This window comes from Flavobacterium sp. 1355, assembly GCF_017833415.1.
In the GTDB taxonomy this organism is placed as follows: Bacteria; Bacteroidota; Bacteroidia; order Flavobacteriales; family Flavobacteriaceae; genus Flavobacterium.
This window is the reverse complement of record NZ_JAFICC010000023.1, coordinates 38,155-56,805: the sequence shown is the minus strand read 5'-3', so window position 1 is coordinate 56,805 and position 18,651 is coordinate 38,155. Positions and strand designations below refer to the sequence as shown.

Annotated in this window: 15 protein-coding genes; 2 read left to right on the top strand and 13 right to left on the bottom strand. The window is 35.0% G+C overall.

All coding sequences use genetic code 11. The annotated features are described in order from the left end of the window. Nucleotides 1-807, top strand: an 807-nt coding sequence (locus tag JOD96_RS21920; RefSeq protein ID WP_209566372.1) for a T9SS sorting signal type C domain-containing protein, incomplete at its 5' end; no start/stop codon positions are given. 78 nt (nt 808-885) lie between these two features. On the opposite strand, the gene JOD96_RS21915 is transcribed toward JOD96_RS21920, so the two are convergent. From JOD96_RS21915 to JOD96_RS21855, 13 genes are all read right to left on the bottom strand, one after another. Further along, nucleotides 886-2,052: a beta-ketoacyl synthase N-terminal-like domain-containing protein gene (locus JOD96_RS21915; protein ID WP_209566371.1), complete on the bottom strand. Its 1,167-nt coding sequence runs from the start codon at nt 2,050-2,052 to the stop codon at nt 886-888. Between the two features lie 98 nt (nt 2,053-2,150). Beyond that, a complete protein-coding gene (gene bioA, locus JOD96_RS21910) occupies nt 2,151-3,422 on the bottom strand; it encodes an adenosylmethionine--8-amino-7-oxononanoate transaminase (protein WP_209566370.1) in 1,272 nt (423 codons plus the stop codon). Between the two features lie 24 nt (nt 3,423-3,446). Continuing rightward, nucleotides 3,447-4,079, bottom strand: coding sequence for a dethiobiotin synthase (gene bioD / locus JOD96_RS21905; protein ID WP_209566369.1), 633 nt, complete (start codon nt 4,077-4,079; stop codon nt 3,447-3,449). Further along, complete coding sequence (locus tag JOD96_RS21900) at nt 4,080-4,487, bottom strand: DUF2007 domain-containing protein (RefSeq protein WP_209566368.1); 408 nt, start codon at nt 4,485-4,487, stop codon at nt 4,080-4,082. Beyond that, on the bottom strand, nt 4,488-5,624 hold the full coding sequence (locus JOD96_RS21895; RefSeq protein WP_209566367.1) for an aminotransferase class I/II-fold pyridoxal phosphate-dependent enzyme: 1,137 nt from the start codon (nt 5,622-5,624) through the stop codon (nt 4,488-4,490). It lies immediately after the preceding gene. A gap of 171 nt (nt 5,625-5,795) precedes the next feature. After that, a complete protein-coding gene (locus JOD96_RS21890; RefSeq protein WP_209566366.1) occupies nt 5,796-6,329 on the bottom strand; it encodes a hypothetical protein in 534 nt (177 codons plus the stop codon). Between the two features lie 63 nt (nt 6,330-6,392). Continuing rightward, nucleotides 6,393-6,674 carry a F0F1 ATP synthase subunit epsilon gene (locus JOD96_RS21885; protein WP_116753850.1) on the bottom strand — a complete coding sequence of 94 codons (282 nt, stop codon included), beginning with the start codon at nt 6,672-6,674 and terminating at the stop codon, nt 6,393-6,395. A gap of 86 nt (nt 6,675-6,760) precedes the next feature. Beyond that, nucleotides 6,761-8,272, bottom strand: coding sequence for a F0F1 ATP synthase subunit beta (gene atpD, locus JOD96_RS21880; protein WP_209566365.1), 1,512 nt, complete (start codon nt 8,270-8,272; stop codon nt 6,761-6,763). Nucleotides 8,273-8,504: 232 nt separating this feature from the next. Next, complete coding sequence (locus JOD96_RS21875) at nt 8,505-10,034, bottom strand: SGNH/GDSL hydrolase family protein (protein ID WP_209566364.1); 1,530 nt, start codon at nt 10,032-10,034, stop codon at nt 8,505-8,507. 81 nt (nt 10,035-10,115) lie between these two features. After that, nucleotides 10,116-12,944: a TonB-dependent receptor domain-containing protein gene (locus tag JOD96_RS21870; protein WP_209566363.1), complete on the bottom strand. Its 2,829-nt coding sequence runs from the start codon at nt 12,942-12,944 to the stop codon at nt 10,116-10,118. A 389-nt stretch (nt 12,945-13,333) separates the two neighbouring features. After that, nucleotides 13,334-15,184 (bottom strand): glutamine--fructose-6-phosphate transaminase (isomerizing), encoded by a 1,851-nt coding sequence (glmS, locus tag JOD96_RS21865; protein ID WP_209566362.1) that lies wholly within the window; start codon nt 15,182-15,184, stop codon nt 13,334-13,336. A 9-nt stretch (nt 15,185-15,193) separates the two neighbouring features. Then, nucleotides 15,194-16,858 (bottom strand): DUF4270 domain-containing protein, encoded by a 1,665-nt coding sequence (locus JOD96_RS21860; RefSeq protein ID WP_209566361.1) that lies wholly within the window; start codon nt 16,856-16,858, stop codon nt 15,194-15,196. 21 nt (nt 16,859-16,879) lie between these two features. Next, on the bottom strand, nt 16,880-17,686 hold the full coding sequence (locus JOD96_RS21855) for a glycogen/starch synthase (RefSeq protein ID WP_209566360.1): 807 nt from the start codon (nt 17,684-17,686) through the stop codon (nt 16,880-16,882). A 77-nt stretch (nt 17,687-17,763) separates the two neighbouring features. On the opposite strand from JOD96_RS21855, the gene panC reads away from it, so the two are divergent. Beyond that, nucleotides 17,764-18,642 (top strand): pantoate--beta-alanine ligase, encoded by an 879-nt coding sequence (gene panC / locus JOD96_RS21850; protein WP_209566359.1) that lies wholly within the window; start codon nt 17,764-17,766, stop codon nt 18,640-18,642. Nucleotides 18,643-18,651: the final 9 nt, after the last annotated feature.

The window sequence follows — 18,651 nt, the reverse complement described above, 5'->3', positions numbered from 1 at the left end:
GCTGGGCAATCCTTCTTTGCCAGCGCAGCTACTGACGGAACTGTTCAGTTCAATAACGGAATGCGTGAAGGCGGACCTGAGAACGGCCAGTTCTTTAAACCCGGAAAAACAGGCAAAGAAACGGCAACAGACACGCACCGCATCTGGCTTAACCTGACCAATGACAAAGGGGCATTCAAGCAGATGCTGGTAGGATATGTAGACGGAGCGACAAACGGGTTTGACAAAAACTATGACGGAGCAACTTTTGACGGAAACATATATGTTGATTTCTACAGTGTCAATAATCAGGATAAATTTACCATTCAGGGACGTTCACTGCCTTTTGCCGATACCGATGTGGTGCCTTTGGGATACCGAACTACAATTGCAGGTGATTTTACCATTTCAATTGATCAGGCCGATGGTGATCTTGCCAGCCAAGCTGTTTATATCGAGGACAAGACAACCGGGGTGATCCATGATCTGAAAGCCGGTAAGTTTACCTTTACCACAGCAGCCGGTAACTTTAACGATCGTCTGGTATTGCGTTATACCAACAAAACACTGGGCACCGGAGATTTTGAAGATACGGAGAACGGCATTTTGGTTTCGGTTAAGAACAAGGTAATCAAAGTCAATTCGGCCAGGCAAACCATTAAGGAGGTTACGATCTTTGATGTTTCGGGAAAACTTCTTTACAATAAGAAGAAAGCCGGAACAACAGAATTACAGATTCCAAACCTGCAGGCAGCCAATCAGGTCCTGCTGGTAAAGGTAACCTTAGACAACAATTACACTACAGCCAAAAAGATTATCTTTCAATAACAGAGAAATCTTAGCTTGAGCCCAATAAAAAAATCCATTTGCCGAAAGACAAATGGATTTTTTTTATGTGTTTTTCAATTACGCTTTTTCAATCAGGATGCTAACTGCATTTCCTCCAAAACCAACAGCATTAATTAATATCTTTTTCAGTGGTTTTATTTGCTTTTTGTGCTTAGCAAAAGGCACTCCAACAAACGTATCATACTTCATCATTAACAGAGCCAGTTCTAAACTTAATATACCGGAAGCTCCAAAAGTGTGTCCAATCTTCCATTTATTTGTCGTTAATAACGGTATCTGTTCGCCAAAAACTTTTTCAATTGCGCGCAATTCTGTCAAATCTCCTTTTATTGTTCCGGGAGCATGCATTACAATAGCATCTACTTCTTCTAAATTAGTTTCCTGCAAAGCCATTTTCATAGATTTTTGGAAACAATCGGCTTCTGCTGAAATTGAAATATTATGTTCTAAAATCTCCGTTGCATAACCGACGCCCGTAACATATGCAATAGCATTTTCCTTTTCTCCGGCTTCCAGGCAACAAACTGCTGCACCTTCACCTAAAATCATGGTATTTTGCGTTTTTTCAAAATCAAAAGCCAGGTTTGGCCAAGCCTCATTGTTTTGATTAATTCTTGAATATATTTTTAATGCTCTCATCTGAGCAATTGTAAAATCGGTCAAGGGAGCTTCACTACCGCCAACTAAAAACTTATCTGCCATTCCTGATTTTAGCCATGCAACACCATTTAGAAGTGCATGAAGAGCTGTAGAACAGGTAATAGAATGCGAAATTTCAGGGCCAGTAGTTTGCAGATCATGTGCAATCCAGGAGGAAATATTTCCCAAAGTTGTTGTCGGCGAAGCCAAAGTCTGCGCTTTCCCCGTATCAATATATTCTTTATAATGCTTTTCAAAAAGATCTGTAGCACCACGTGAAGAACCAATATTTATACCGAAAATATCATTTTTACCCCAACCTGCTTTTTCAATGGCTTTTCTCGAAGCTGCCAAGGCAAACAGAACAGAATCATCCAGAAATTTATATTTAATATCTGATTCGCGAATTTCTGCAACAATTTGTTTCGATTCGGCTTCTAAAGCAGCAACAGAAGTTTCCTGCTGATCTAAAAATTGTTTCGAAAAACAATGCTGATTATTCAGATATTTTTTCCAGATTTCTTCAGGATTATTACCCAAAGGAGAAATAGAAGAAAAGGCTGTTATGGCAATTTTTGTATTCAATGTAGATTATTTAATCGCAAAGTTCGCAAAGTTTATGCAAAAGTCCGCAGGATGTATTATTTAAAAATGATTCTGATAGAGATTATCTGAGCTGAGTATTAAACCATTTCAATAGCTTCTTCAATTGTCAGATATACTTTCTCAAGCTGTTTGTCTGTCATAATGTATGGTGGCAAGATATAAACAATATTGCCAACCGGCCTTAAAACAACTCCTTTTTCAATAAAAAAATTATATAGTTTGGTACGCATTGAACCATAATAACTTTCTTCTGAGTCTGATTTTATTTCAACTGCAAAAATAACTCCCAAAGTTCTTGCCGTTATCACTTTTGGATGATTTTCAATTTTCTTCTGAAAGCTTAAATGACTCTTATTTATTCTTTCAATATTGGCTTGCATTTCATTCGTCTTCAATAAATCGATACTTGCCAGAGCTGCAGCACAACCTGTTGGATTTGCCGTAAAAGTATGTCCGTGAAATAATGCTTTATTAATATCATCATCATAAAATGCATCAAAAACATCCTGTGTAAAAGTCGTAATTGCCATCGGAATTGTTCCTCCTGTTAAGGCCTTAGACAGACAAATCATATCCGGAGTTTCAGAAACATAATCCATCGCAAATGTTTTTCCTGTTTTACCAAAACCGGTCATTACTTCATCAGCAATTGTCAACACTTTATTTTTTTTACAAATCTGAATTAGTTTTGCCAGAGCTTCCGGTTCATACATCACCATTCCGGCTGCACCTTGTACCAGTGGTTCAAAAATAAAGCCTGCACAATTATGACTTTTAATTACCTCATTTAAGGCATCAAAACTTACCTGCTCCTGCCCTTCAACCGGAACCGGGATTCTAACAACATCTATAAACATTCCCTGAAAGGCCTGAGTGTAAAATGAAATGCCACTTGCTGCCATAGCTGCAAAAGTATCTCCATGAAAAGCATTTTCAAAAGCAATTATGGTAGTTCGTTTTTCATTTTTATTAAAGAAATATTGCAACGCAACCTTTATGGCCACTTCAACAGCTGTTGAACCATTATCTGAAAAAAAAATTTTCTGTTGATTTTTCGGAAGAATTTCCATTAATTTTTCTGCCACTTTTATCGCCGGTTCATGTGTAAAACCGCCAAACAAAACATGCTCAAGAGTGGTAAGCTGTTTGTATATAGCATCGGCAATAAATTTGTTGCTGTGTCCAAACGGATTTACCCACCAGGATGCAATCGCGTCAATATATTCCTTATTATTTTCGTCCCAAAGCAAAGCGCCTTCTCCTCTGGAAATTGCAATTGGAGTCTGCGAGGTTTTATGTTGTGTATAGGGGTGCCATAAATACTGGCTGTCTTTTTCTGATAAAGTCATCTGATAATATTGTAGATTTCTGATTTAGATTTTAGATTTCTCTAACGATAATAAATTATGCCTAAATAAATCGGCATATTCCATAATTACATTTTGATCAAAATAAGGTTCTTCATCAATTCTTCCGATAGATTTTATTCCGGTTTTATTTAGAATTAAATCTTCGGTAGATTTATTTTCGCTTCCGCTAAAGATGATTCCATGAACGTCAAAACCACGATTTTTTATAGCTTCAATAGTTAATAATGTATGATTGATGCTTCCCAGATAATGCCTTGAAACCACAATTATTTTATAATCTGACTGAATCAAATCTATAATTGTGTCCTTTTTGTTTAGCGGAACAAAAATTCCGCCAGCACCTTCAATCACTAAATGATTGTCGGTTTTTGGTTCTTTTACTTTTTTTAAATCTATTGTGATTCCGTCAATTTCAGCAGCCAGGTGCGGGCTTGCCGGTGTATTAAGTTTATAGCTGTTGTCAAAAATCTTAGTTTTTGTATTTGAGATTTTTGATTTGATTTTGTGACTATCCGAGTTATCTAAATCTCCGGCCTGAATTGGTTTCCAGTAATCAGCTTCTAAGGCTTCTACTATTATGGCAGAAGTAATGGTTTTACCAACATCTGTTGAAATTCCTGTTACAAATAATTTCATTTAATTAAATTCAAATTTACAAATATTGCATTTATACCGATATTTGGAATAAAAAGGTATTAAGACAAAGAACAATGAAAAAATAAAGGCAAAAAGTGTTTTTAAATCTTTAATTGAAGTAGTCATTTCTATCGCCTCAGCTTTGCATTTCGGACATTTGATTGGTTCATTATTTTCATCTAATGAATATGGGCTGATTTCAGACAGACTTTTTTGAGCTTTTTCAAAATCTTTGCTTTCAACAAAAAGTTTAACTCCTCCGACAGCAGTACTCAAATGCGGATTTGAATCGATTATATGAATATCTCTCAGATAAACTCTAATTCCTTCAGATTCTAATTTACTACTGAAAATTTTTGCTTCTGATGAATATTGATAACTCTTAACTAATTTAAAATTTTCTTCCATTTAAAATACAAAGTTACGTAACAACTCCAGAACTGCGCTTATTTCTTCTTCCGAATTATAACTATGAATACAAAAACGAAGTCGTTCCTGTCCTTCGGGTACTGTCGGTGACAGTATAGCTTTTATATCAAATCCTTTATCCTGTAATTCCTGTGCTATGAGTTTTGCATTTTCATTGCCCGGAATTATGGCAGATTGGATTGAAGATTTGCTCCGGACAAATATGGGCTTGAGTCCCAACAAGTTCTTTTGCTGATTAAAAAATATAATATTCTGACGTAATTTATTAATCGTTTCCTTTTCATTTTCTAACTGTTGGTAAGCTGTTAAAATTGTCGAAACAGAATGTGGTGACAATCCCGTGGTGTAGATAAAACTCCTGGCAAAGTTTACTAAATATTCTTTTAGCGCTGAACTTCCTAATATAGCTGCACCATGACAACCCAATCCTTTTCCAAATGTCATAATTCGTGCAAAAATACGATTATGCAATTGTAAATCCTGAATAAGCCCTTCGCCTTTATCTCCAAAAACGCCCAAAGTATGTGCTTCATCCACAACCAAATAACAATTATACTTTTCAGACAACAAAACAAGTTCTTCTAAGTTTGGACTATCGCCGTCCATAGAAAAAACTGTTTCGGTCACAATATAAATATTTACAGCAGGAAATTTTTCAATAAGACGTTCCAAATCCTCAAAATCATTATGATTGAATTTATATGATTTGGCATTTGACATTGAAATTCCATCACGAATAGAAGCATGACTTAACTCATCATACAAAATAACATCATTCCTTTGCGGTACAGCGCTAAAAAAGCCAACATTGGCATCGTAGCCCGAATTAAAAATTAACGCCGTTTCTGCGTCATGAAATTCAGCAATAAATAATTCTGCAATTTGATAAAGCGAATGGTTTCCGGAAATTAATCGTGATCCCGTTGCTCCATTCTGAATAATCTCATTCTCGATCAAATAATGATGGGCCAGTTTAAAAATAGTTTCTGATTTTGAAAAACCTATATAATCGTTTGAAGAAAAATCGACAAGATTATTAAAACTTGGCAGTTTTCTTAAAGCATTATTTTGCTTTCTGGCTTCGAGTTTCTGATTAAGATTTTCTGGTAAGTTCATAAAACAAAGTTATGAAATAGAACTCAATATAAACAAACAGCGGGATTATATAACCCGGTGTTTAAAATCAGATTTTAAATATTAGTTATAAAAGGTGCTTGTCTGAAGAATTTGTTTTGATTACTTGATTAACCATAACAGTTTTCAAGATAAAAAACTATGAAGTTGGTCTTACTTATTTAAATTCTGTTTCTCAATCCATTGAAAGTTTCCTTTTTCTGTGGCATCAAGTAAGTCAATATTTAGTTTATTAGAAATCTCCAGTGCAAATTGATAAGCCGCTTCTTTATTTTCAAAACTATACATTTTGTAATGTTTATTCTTAACATACCATAGATTAGTTCCGAAACAACCATATCGATCTTCATAAAAAGAAACATATTCAAATTCCGTAACTTTTGATTTCGCATCGTATGAAAATGGACCAACCACATATCTCGATACAATCAAATTCGTATCTACATCTATCAACAAATTTTTTGTTGCAGAGAACCTCAATCCATAAACAATACTGTATGTGCCACATATCAGTAATGTGACAAATGCTCTTATAAAAATTTGTACAGATTTTTCAATAAATCCATAATAAATTGTTAGAGTTACCATGTAAATGAAAGCACTATAAAATATTGCTGCAAGCAATAACTCGTACCATGCGCGTTTACCTTCAAAAATAGAAACTTCAAATTCGGTTATTTCTTTCATTCACCAAAAATAAAAAAAGCCAAACACTAATGTTTGGCTTTTTAAAATTATTTAAAAATTGTCTTAATCTGCTAAAACAATTATTTTATTGTCTTTCATTTCGATAGTACCTGACACAATATCTAAAGTATAAGTCTGGTCATTTACTTTCGTGAATTTATCCGCAACTTCTTTAGAAAAACTGAAGCTTGGTGCTACAATTTTAATAGTTCCTTTTTCTAGAATAGAAACAATAGGAGCGTGATGATTCAATATTTGAAAGCTTCCATCGACTCCAGGTAATGTAACCGAAGTTACTTCTCCTGAAAATAATTTTGCTTCTGGTGATACTATTTCTAAAATCATATTTTTTAAGTTAGAAGTTATTTGTTAAAAGTTAGAAGTTAGAGACAAAACGCCTAACTTCTAACCTCTAACTTTTAACTTTATTTTTATGCTTCAGCCAACATTTTTTCTCCAGCTTCGATTGCATCCTGAATAGAACCTTTCAAGTTGAAAGCTGCTTCCGGAAGGTGATCTAATTCACCGTCGATAATCATATTGAAACCTTTGATAGTATCTTTAATATCAACCAATACTCCAGGAATACCTGTAAATTGCTCCGCTACGTGGAAAGGCTGAGATAAGAAACGTTGTACACGACGTGCTCTTGATACAGAAAGTTTATCTTCTTCAGATAACTCTTCCATACCTAAAATCGCGATAATATCCTGCAATTGTTTGTATTTTTGAAGAATTTCTTTTACTCTTTGTGCACAGTCATAATGCTCGTTTCCTAAAATTTGAGGAGTCAAAATTCTTGAAGTAGAATCTAACGGGTCAACCGCCGGATAAATACCTAGCTCAGCAATTTTACGAGACAATACTGTTGTAGCATCTAAGTGGGCGAAAGTTGTAGCCGGCGCCGGGTCAGTTAAGTCATCCGCAGGTACGTAAACAGCTTGTACAGATGTAATAGATCCTTTGTTTGTAGATGTAATACGCTCTTGCATAGCTCCCATCTCTGTTGCCAAAGTTGGTTGGTATCCTACTGCAGAAGGCATACGTCCTAAAAGTGCTGATACCTCAGAACCTGCTTGTGTAAAACGGAAGATATTATCAACGAAGAATAATACATCCTTACCTTGGTCTGATCCAGCTCCATCACGGAAATACTCAGCGATAGATAATCCTGAAAGTGCCACACGTGCACGAGCTCCAGGTGGCTCATTCATTTGTCCGAAAACGAAAGTAGCTTTTGACTCTCTCATTCCTGGCATATCTACTTTAGATAAATCCCATCCTCCATTTTCCATAGAGTGCATGAAATCATCACCGTATTTAATAATTCCTGACTCTAACATCTCACGAAGCAAGTCATTTCCTTCACGTGTTCTTTCTCCTACTCCTGCGAATACTGAAAGTCCACCGTGACCTTTTGCGATATTGTTGATCAACTCCTGAATCAATACTGTTTTACCAACACCAGCACCACCAAACAATCCAATTTTACCTCCTTTTGCATAAGGCTCAATCAAATCGATTACTTTAATACCTGTAAATAAAACTTCAGATGAAGTTGATAAATCTTCGAATTTAGGAGCTGGTCTGTGAATAGGCAAACCATTTTCTCCAGTTTTAGGCAATTCACCTAAACCATCAATGGCATCTCCAACAACATTAAATAATCTTCCATATACATCCGGACCGATTGGCATTTGGATTGGGTTACCAGTTCCAACTACTTCATATCCTCTGCTTAAACCATCTGTTGAGTCCATAGAAATGGTACGAACAGTGTTTTCACCAATGTGAGATTGTACTTCTAGAACTAATAATGTTCCATCTTTTTTTGTGATTTCTAGTGAATCATAAATTTTTGGAAGTTCAACATCCTTACCGTTGAAAACTACGTCAACTACTGGTCCAATGATTTGAGCAACTTTTCCTATTACTTTTGACATTACTTATGTATTTATTAAATAGCTATTTAGGTTTATCGAAAATACCTCTTTTTTCAGAGCGCAAAGATAATTTTTTAAAATAAAAAATCAATACTTTTTTTATAAAAAATAGTACGTTTTTGTTTGATTCTTAAAAGTCGGCCTTCAAATATCTAAAATGGTAATTTTTTAGTTAAATAAAAAAGCCACTGCATTTTAGAAATGAGTGGCTTTTTGATATTAAATTTTTGCCTTACGGAAGAGTTTTTGGATATAAAATTGGGTAATTACCAATATTCACCCCTCTTAAATTAGAGCCATATTTTGCATTGATAGCTTCGATAAATTTATTTGCAATAAAAGCATAACCCCTTGGTGAAGGATGAACTCCATCCAGAGAAAACATACCGCCTGTAACAAATGTAGCTTTCAATGTATAATTATTAGCCACAATTCCATTTGGTTTATTTAAGTCATCCATAATTGCTTTGGCATCTACAATCGCTAAACCATTAGCCTCTGCTGCCGCCTTAATTACTAAATTATACGCAGTTGTAGCAGTTTCAATCTCTGCTACCTCAGAAGGAAGTAAAACATACCTGTCCGGTAAAGGAAAAGTAACTCCTAATTGCGATAACGAAGGTGAAGGCGAAGCAATCCCATCTGCCGCCACACTTGGAGCTTTACCTATTCGGGAAGAAGCGCCTAAGCAAATTAAATCAGTTGGTAAGGCTTGTCTTGCTCTTCCAAAAATCTGACCCATTACTGTTGCAGTAGTTGCGTCTAATCCTCCACCCATTAACACCGCTTTTAAGCTAGCTGACAAATCCGGCAAATTTTCATCAATCATAAGCAAAGGATTATTTCCTGTTGTAGACAAAAGTTTAATTCTGTCTCCCTGACCCAAATATGCTAATGCATTGTGTAATGGACCATATAACTGAGTATTTAGTGTACTTACTAAATTCACCCCATTAAGGGTTAAATCATTTTGAGTTAATTGATTGTAAGCTATAACATGAAAATGTGGAAGTGTTATTATAACAGGCAAGTTAGCCACAACCCCTTTTCTTCCACCATTTACAAGCTGAGCAACCAAAGCTTTGTATGCTGCTTCAAAAGTTGCAGGTGGTGTTAAGGCATTCACGGCAGGATCTCCACCAGCAGTAGCATAACCCAACTCATCATTACCACCAATCCATAAAGAGAAAAAAGTAGGATTCTGACTTAAAGCATCTGCCAAAACTGTTGTTGTTGTACTTGATGCAAAACGGGCAAAATATGGATTTGCGGTTCCTAATGCCACTCCGGCAGGATTACCATAGCCAGGTGCTAATAGATGAAAACTTTTGGCTCCCGGTACTCCTAAATTATTAAAGTTGCCTGACAAGTGTGCTGTCACTTCGGTTGTTGGCACTCCATCTACCGGAATAGGTTTAACATTAAAATACAATCTAGGTCCAAAAATAACATTTCCACCCAACAGCAATCCACCAATATTATCTTTTGCAAACGGAGTTTTGAAATCTCCTCCGCCAACTAAGGCAAATTGTTGTGCCAATATATTTGGATAAGCCCCTTCCTGTCCTTTTATAAACAAAGCATTATCACTAAAACCTGCTGCAAAAGAATCACCCAAAGCAACATAGTTTGAAAAATTTGCACTCCCTGATGTTAAAGGCAATCCGTCAGATGAATCTACAACAGCAGCAACATCATCGTCACTATTACAAGCCATAAAGGTTAACGACACCAATAAAAGCCATTTGAAATTTTTTATCATAATTTATATTTTTAAATTATCTATTTCCAAATTGAATTCAGAAACATAATAATGAATTTTACATTAAGTCATTTAATAGATTTATGGGTTAATTGTCCAGGAAGCAAAATATTGCTGCCCGATTAATCCTGCTCCAATTACTTGATAATATTCTTTACCACCAATATTAGCAGCTCCCAATTTTACAACAGATTTTAATTTTGGAATCGAATAATTAACCTGTGCATCAATTACAGTTGCTGATTTTATTATGCCGTCTGCAAAACTAGATTCCCATTTATACTCACTATTCCATCTTCCGCTAACATTAAATCCAAAGTTTTTGAATAATTTTTCATTACCAACAGATACTTTTATTCTGTGCTTTGGAGTATTAAAACCAGCCTCGAAACTTTGGTCTTCTTTCTGGTCAAAATCAAATTGAGCATAATTATAATTTACTCCCACCTCAAAATCAGCAATTACTTTTTTAGAAAGCCCTGCTCCAAATCCTAATGAATGAATCTCAACATCTGAATTGGTATACAATTGGTACACTCTGTATTCGCCATTCTGAATGGCACGTATGGACTGAACTCCGGGATCTGAAGTTCCTGCAGCAATATTTGGATTATCTTGAGCTGTTCCATAGAAAGGAGCAATTACATTTAGGTTTCCAATAAAATTGTTATATATATTATAGTATCCATTAAGATCTACAGACAGTCCATCAAAAACAGAACGATATCCTAACTCAAAGGCTTTTACTTCTTCTGGCTTCACGTAGTTTGCATTTGTTTTCTTCAACAATGCTGCAGCTGCAATCGGGTTAGTACCCGCCAATGCAGAAAAAGCATTTACAGAACTTGCCAAATAAGAATTACCATAGGCATCATTACCATTCATCACTTTAGTCGGACTTCCGTTATAAGACTGTCCTTCTGCACTTAAACTAAAAGTTTCACTAAATCTTGTCAGGTTATCCGGAGCCGAACCAAGCAGCACTGCACTTCCAACATTAAATCCGATATATTGGTCCTGAGTTGACGGGTTTCTAAAACCAGTTTGAAAAGATCCTCTGAAATTATGATTTTTCTTTTCCCCAGCTGAATAAACCAATGACAAACGAGGGGAAATATTCCCATCGAAATTTTTGGATTTATCATAACGAATTGACCCGGTAAACTTCAATCTGTCCTCCATGAATTTCTTCATCAATTGTCCGTAAGCTCCATATTCGTTATAATTAATAGGACCATCTGCATCTGTGTAAATTCTTCCATGAGAATTCAATTCATATAATCTAAAAGAACCCCCAACCTGAATCTCAGCGAATTTTATCAAATCTCTGAAATTATAATTTGCATCTGAATGATAAATTCTGGAATTATCAACCAATTTTGAACCTGAAAGAACACTTTCATCCGCTATAACCTGATTGAAAGCATTTTTAAATTGTGCTGACCCAGGTAAAAAACGACCTGTATCTGCTGTAGTTCTACCCGCTGCATGAGCTTGTTGTGGCGTCATACCCGCTAAAGTTCCCTGAATGTATGCTCCTGCATATTGACCAAACCATGTATTGTCATCTTTCCATTTTCTATTTACATTAATACCTGTAAAAACCATATCATAAGAATGCCCTCCATCTTCTGAAGTAGTATAACCTCTTACGAAAAAATTCTTTCCTTTTAACTCTAATTTATGCTGCTGCATAAAAAAGTCATTTAAATAATATCTGTTCGCTCCCTGATAAACCGCGTTACCAGTACCAAATTTACTTTGCCAGATAATTTCCAGCCTTTCATCTCCAAAAGGTCTTCCATGAAAAGAGAAATCAACTTTTTTATTTGCAGCCTTATTATTAGTCAAATCAATTTCGTTATATCCAGTTCTGCTAACTATTGAATTTGGCAGAATATTAGATGCTCCTGCAGGAATTATTCCCATTGCTTCTAATTTTTGCCCTACTCCTTTAATATTTGTAGAAGCCTCATCACCATATACATTTATACCGTCATAACCAGGATCTGTCCTGTCCAGACCAGATCTTGTTTTATCGTTGTAGTTTGTTGCGTACCAGTCGGTAGCCTGCATATAAGTAAAGTTTGCCTTAGCAGCAAAATATTTATTGAAAGCATGTGCAAACCGAATACCAAAATCATAATAACCGTTTGTGCCTGCAGCTTCTTGTGATGTTACACCATATTTAAAATAGGTTGAAATTCCCTGGGATGTAAAAGGACTTTTACTTGTCATAAATAAAATTCCATTAAATGCATTTGCTCCATATAAAGCCGAAGAAGCACCTGGAAGCAGCTCAACGCTCTGAACATCAACCTCTGAAACTCCAATCATGTTTCCTAAAACGAAGTTTAACAACGGAGATGAGTTATCCATACCATCTACTAACTGCATAAAACGGGTATTAGCTACAGTGGCAAACCCCCTTGTGTTGATCGATTTGAAAGACATACTACTTGTATTCATCTGTACTTCCTTCATGTTTTCTAAACCATCATAAAAAGAAGGAGATGCGGTTTTTTTGATATCCTGAATACTCATTCTCTCAATAGTCACAGGAGATTCAAGAACTCTTTCAGGAGTTCTGGAAGCAGAAACAACAATTTCATCAAGTTTATTCTCTTCACCCTTTAGAACCACATCTATTCTTTGATTCACTGCTGTTACACTAATAGTTTGTGTCTCAAAACCAACAGCCGATACTTTTATAGTAAAAGGCGGTTTCGAGGAAGTATTTAATTTAAATGTCCCGTCAAAATCTGTAGAAGCTCCTGTAGAACTTCCAACCACATTTATATTGGCACCAGGAATAGATTGTTTGTTACTATCGGTAACAGAACCAGTAATTGTATTCTGCGCGAAGGAAATTCCACAGAAAAACAACATAATCAGCAAATACACTCTCATTGTGTTAGGTTTTTGGTTAGTTAATGATACCAAAATACAAATAATTTCAATATGTATAAAAATTTGTTAAATAAAATTCATATTTATCATAATTATACTCATTATTTTAACTATTTAGCAATGGCTTTTATTCAATTAAAATCAAATTTCAAACAAGGAGTATTCTAATTACTATGCATACATATAATTTCTATAAGAAAAATTGAGGATTTAATAAAAATTCAGGGTTTGAAAAAAAAATTCGATAATTAAAAAAAAGCGAGCCTCTAATCTCGCTTTTTAACATTATAAAAATGCAAATCGTGTTAGCCATAGAATTATAATAATTTAAGGAGTATAAAAAAAGCGAGACAAATGTCTCGCTTTCCTAATATAGAATATTAATTATTTTACTCCACAGTAACCGATTTTGCCAAATTTCTTGGCTGATCAACATTACAACCTCTCATAACAGCAATGTAATAAGAAAGTAATTGTAATGGAATTGTAGTAATAAGCGGCGATAATGCATCTGAAGTTTCTGGAATTTCGATTACATAATCTGCAAGTTCACGAACCTGAGTATCCCCTTTTGTTACAACGGCAATAATTTTTCCGCTACGAGACTTAATCTCCTGGATGTTACTTACAATTTTATCATAATGCCCTTGTTTTGGTGCAATTACAATAACCGGCATGTGCTCGTCTATTAATGCAATAGGGCCGTGCTTCATTTCTGCAGCAGGATATCCTTCAGCATGAATATATGAAATCTCCTTAAGTTTTAAAGCTCCTTCTAACGCTACCGGAAAATTATACCCTCTGCCTAGATAAAGACAGTTTGGAGCATCTTTAAATGCGGCAGCAATTTCTTTTGCTCTGTCATTAGTTTCTAATGCTTCGGCAACTTTTTCAGGAATAATTTCTAATTCTTGTAAATAAGTATGGAAATCTGTATTTGACAAAGTTCCTTTAGCTTTTCCTAATCTTAAGGCAATCATTGTCAAAACGGTGATCTGAGTTGTAAAAGCTTTGGTAGAAGCTACTCCAATCTCAGGTCCGGCGTGTGTGTAAGCACCTGCATGGCTTTCTCTTGAAATAGAGGAACCAACAACGTTGCAAACACCAAAAACAAATGCTCCGTTTTCTTTCGCCAATTTAATAGCTGCCATTGTATCTGCAGTTTCTCCTGATTGGGAAATCGCAATTACAACATCATTTTTATTAATGATTGGATTACGGTATCTAAATTCTGAAGCATATTCTACTTCAACAGGAATGCGTGTAAATTCTTCAAAAATATACTCAGCAACCAATCCGGCATGCCATGAAGTTCCGCAAGCAACAATTAGAATTCTCTGAGCGTTTAGGAATTTTTCAAGATTATCCTCAACACCAGCCATTTGAACAATTCCTTCATTTGCATGAAGTCTTCCTCTGTAGGTATCTTTTATAACACTTGGCTGCTCGTAGATTTCTTTAAGCATAAAGTGATCATAACCTCCTTTTTCAATTTGCTCCAAATTCATCTGAAGTTCCTGAATATAAGGATCTACTAAAGAGTCATCTTTAATTTTTCTAACTTTAAGAGGTTTATGCAATCTAATGTTTGCCATTTCACCATCTTCAAGATAAATAGCATTTGAAGTATATTCAATAAAAGGTGAAGCATCAGAAGCAATAAAAAATTCTCCTTCTCCTACTCCAATCGCTAACGGACTTCCTAATCTGGCAGCTACAATTTCGTTTGGATTTTTTTTATCGAATACTGCAATTGCGTATGCACCTACAACCTGATTTAAAGCAATCTGAACCGCTTTACCAAGTTTTATATTTTCTTTTTTCTGAACTTCCTCAATCAGGTTAACTAAAACTTCTGTATCAGTATCTGATTTAAAAGTATAACCTCTTTTTATCAACTCTTCTTTAAGAGGAGCATAATTCTCAATAATTCCATTGTGGATGATTACTAAATCACCTGAATTAGAAAGATGAGGATGCGAATTCACATCATTTGGCACACCATGAGTAGCCCAGCGTGTATGACCAATTCCTATAGTTCCATTTGTACTAAAACCATCTTTTGCCTTTGCTTCAAGATCTGAAACTTTACCTTTTGTTTTACAAAGCTTTATACCTGTTTCTGTATCATACAACATGACACCAGCACTATCATATCCTCTGTATTCCAGCCGCTTTAATCCTTTTATAACTATAGGATAAGCCTCTCTGTGACCGATATATCCAACAATTCCACACATATATATTTATTAATTTGGTTTCGTGTAGTAAATTTCAAGCTTCAGCCTTTTTTCGTCAGGAACTGTGGATTTTCCTCCAAACAATACTGTTCCTAACGGACTCATTACCGACGCTCTTGGAGCATCTGTAAAATACTCATTTGGATTCTCTACTGGATCCATTTGAATTCTGCTTTTTAATTTATTAGAGGCTGTGATATTTATACTTTCAGTCACAACCAAACCAAGCTTCACATTAACTGCATCAGCTTTCTTGATAATATTGCGAATATGATTCGTCAGCCTGATTTTGTATGTAGTTCCTTTTTTACTTGTAGGATCTACATTAATTATTCCGCTATAAATTACTTTTGATAATTTTGGATCAGATGTAATACTTGTACTTCCGTCTGCTGCGTAATCTACAATCGGAATATTATTTGTCAAATCATACAAATAAACCCTTTTAGGCTCACGAAGTCCTGCGCTGGTATTTGGTATTCCTGCTATTTTATCTGAATCGATATGAAAAACTAAATTAGCCTCATTAACCAACCATCCTTTATCTCTAATTTCTTTTAATTTAGATCCAAAATCATTAAGCTCAAGCACAGCAAGCGATCCCTGACCACCTTTCAAATAAAGTGACTCATCACCTAGTGTTACACTTGCAGATGTCAATGCTGCTTGATAAGCAGGTTTTTTAACATCCTGCATCAGACTTGCCGTTGCGCCAGACAGATTAATAACCAAAGTTCTGGCTTCTGTAATCGTATCATTATCGGTTGTGATATCGGTTTTAGCTCTATATTTAATATTGATTTTACCTTTAGTAAAATCTAATAACGCCATATTACTAGGATTAGTGCCTGATTTTTCAACCTTAAAATACAAACCTCTGAAATATTCCTGAAAAACATCCGAAGCAGAAAGCTTGTTTGCCGGGGCGTTTAAAATTTTAGTCTGAAAAAACGCTTTATTTAAATTCAAACGCATTTCAGGCGCTACTCTTGTTGTCGTTTCGGTACCGGTTGTTGCGTCCTTTGATTTATCAGCATATTCTACTGAACTAAAAAAGAAATTATCATTTTCCAATACATTAGTCGAGTTGTTCAAACGATCTGTAAAACCAGGGGTTGGTCCTTTATAAGTATTAAAATTTACATAATTAGGATCTGTTGTCTGATCTTCATCTGTATAGTACATTTGAGCGTTTTGGGTACCATTATCAAAATATGAGCTACGCATCTGCACACCGGATTCATATACACTCAACTTAATTTTACCTGTTGGCGCACCATAAATAGAGTCTAATGCATAAGTACTGCTACCATCAGGATTTGTTGCTGTTACATGACTAAAATAGGGCACATTTAATGTAACACTCTTAATAACTGGTGCAGTACCAATAGAAGGGGCATAAGATGCAAGTGAAACCTGTGTAGCAAAACTAGCAGTTCGCTCACTAAAAACACCATCATCATAAATTCCCAAACCATTCACAGCCAATCCGTTTGACTGAATCGGGGTTATTTCCTGATTGTATGCCAATACAGCATATTTTTCAGACTCAAGTCCAAAATGATTATCTCCAATCAAATCATCGCCAACCGCATTAAAATCTTTATCGCAAGAATATAAAAGAACAACTGGTACTATTAATAGAATTTTCTTAAAAAAAGAAGTATTATACATGTTTTATAATAATGTTAAAATTTAGAGTCCTATACTTTTATAGAAATTTGTATACGCTTCGGCAAACGTATCTTTCGTGGCGAAAGGTAAAAAAGGTTTTCCTGAAGATTCTATAAATTTTGTTAAACTTGAAGAGACATTTTCTGATGCTATAATCACACCGTCAGAATGCAGTATACTTGCTCTTAGAATATTTTCATAATTAGGCGTTTCCAGATCAGCTATAGATTCATGAGGAACACCATCGAATTTTACTTTATTGATCATTTCCAGATCTAAATTTTCATCAAAAGACTGTCCGTAAACAGAAGTGACAATTTTAGTTTCAGAAAATAAGGCTTCGTTTTTATAATAATGCTTCATGTAAATTGGAAGCATTGCGGCCAGCCAACCGTGTACGTGAATAATATCAGGTACCCAATTTAATTTTTTTACAGTTTCTACAACTCCTTTGGCAAAAAAGATCGCTCTCTCATCATTGTCCGGGTACAAAACCCCCTCTTCGTCGGCAAAAGTTGCTTTTCGTTTAAAATATTCATCATTATCTATAAAATAAACCTGAATTCTTTCTTTTGGAATTGAAGCTACCTTAATAATCAATGGCATATCTAAATCATTCACTACCAAATTCATTCCTGAAAGTCTAATTACTTCGTGTAGCTGATGTCTTCTTTCATTGATATTTCCATATCTTGGCATGAAAATTCTTATCTGACCTCCCTGATCGTTAATCATTTTTGGAACGTCATAAGACATTAAAGAAACCTCATTTTCTGCCAAATAAGGCACGACTTCAGATGATACATATAATATCCTCTTATCTTTCATAATAGTATTTTACTTAATTTTGGTAATAAAAACGTTGCAAAATTACAAAATTTTATGCAGTTATTAACTAATATATTATGTTTGCACTAAATTTTAATAATACCGCCATGCATATTTTCTACGGTAAAGTAGCTTTGATAGCTTATTTGAAAACTATCAAAACCACAAATTCGACTATCGGGTTTGTACCAACAATGGGCGCTTTACACCAGGGACATCTGGCTCTAATGCAAAGATCTCTTAAGGAAAACGACGATACTGTAGTAAGTATTTTTGTAAACCCAACTCAATTTAATAACCCTGAAGATCTTGCAAAATACCCGAGAACCCTGGAAGAAGACGTAAAGAAAATGCGTGTTCTGAGTGATAAAATCATTTTGTACGCACCGTCTGTAGAAGATATTTATGAAGGAGACACCATTTCGCAAAATTTTGATTTTGACGGATTGGAAAATCAAATGGAAGGAAAATTCAGACCCGGACATTTTAATGGCGTTGGAACTATTGTAAAGCGTCTTTTTGAAATTGTTACTCCTACAAATGCTTATTTTGGCGAGAAAGATTTTCAGCAATTGCAGATTGTCAAAAAACTGGTTGAGAAAAACAATTTACCGGTAAATATAGTAGGCTGCCCTATTTTTCGGGAAGAAAACCAACTTGCGATGAGTTCCCGTAATGAGCGGTTAACGGCAGAAGAAAGAAAAGAAGCTTCTATAATCTATAAAACTCTGACTGAAGCAAAAGAAATATTTCAGACAAATACTCCGGAAGAAACAATAGAATTTGTTAAAAACTCTTTCAAAGACAATGAAAGATTTGAACTGGAATATTTTGTCATTGCTGACGAATCTACATTATTATCTATCGATCATAAAAGTAAAGACAAAAAATACCGTGCATTTATAGCAGTATTTGTTAATTCTATAAGACTGATTGACACCATTTCATTAAATTAATTTACCTTT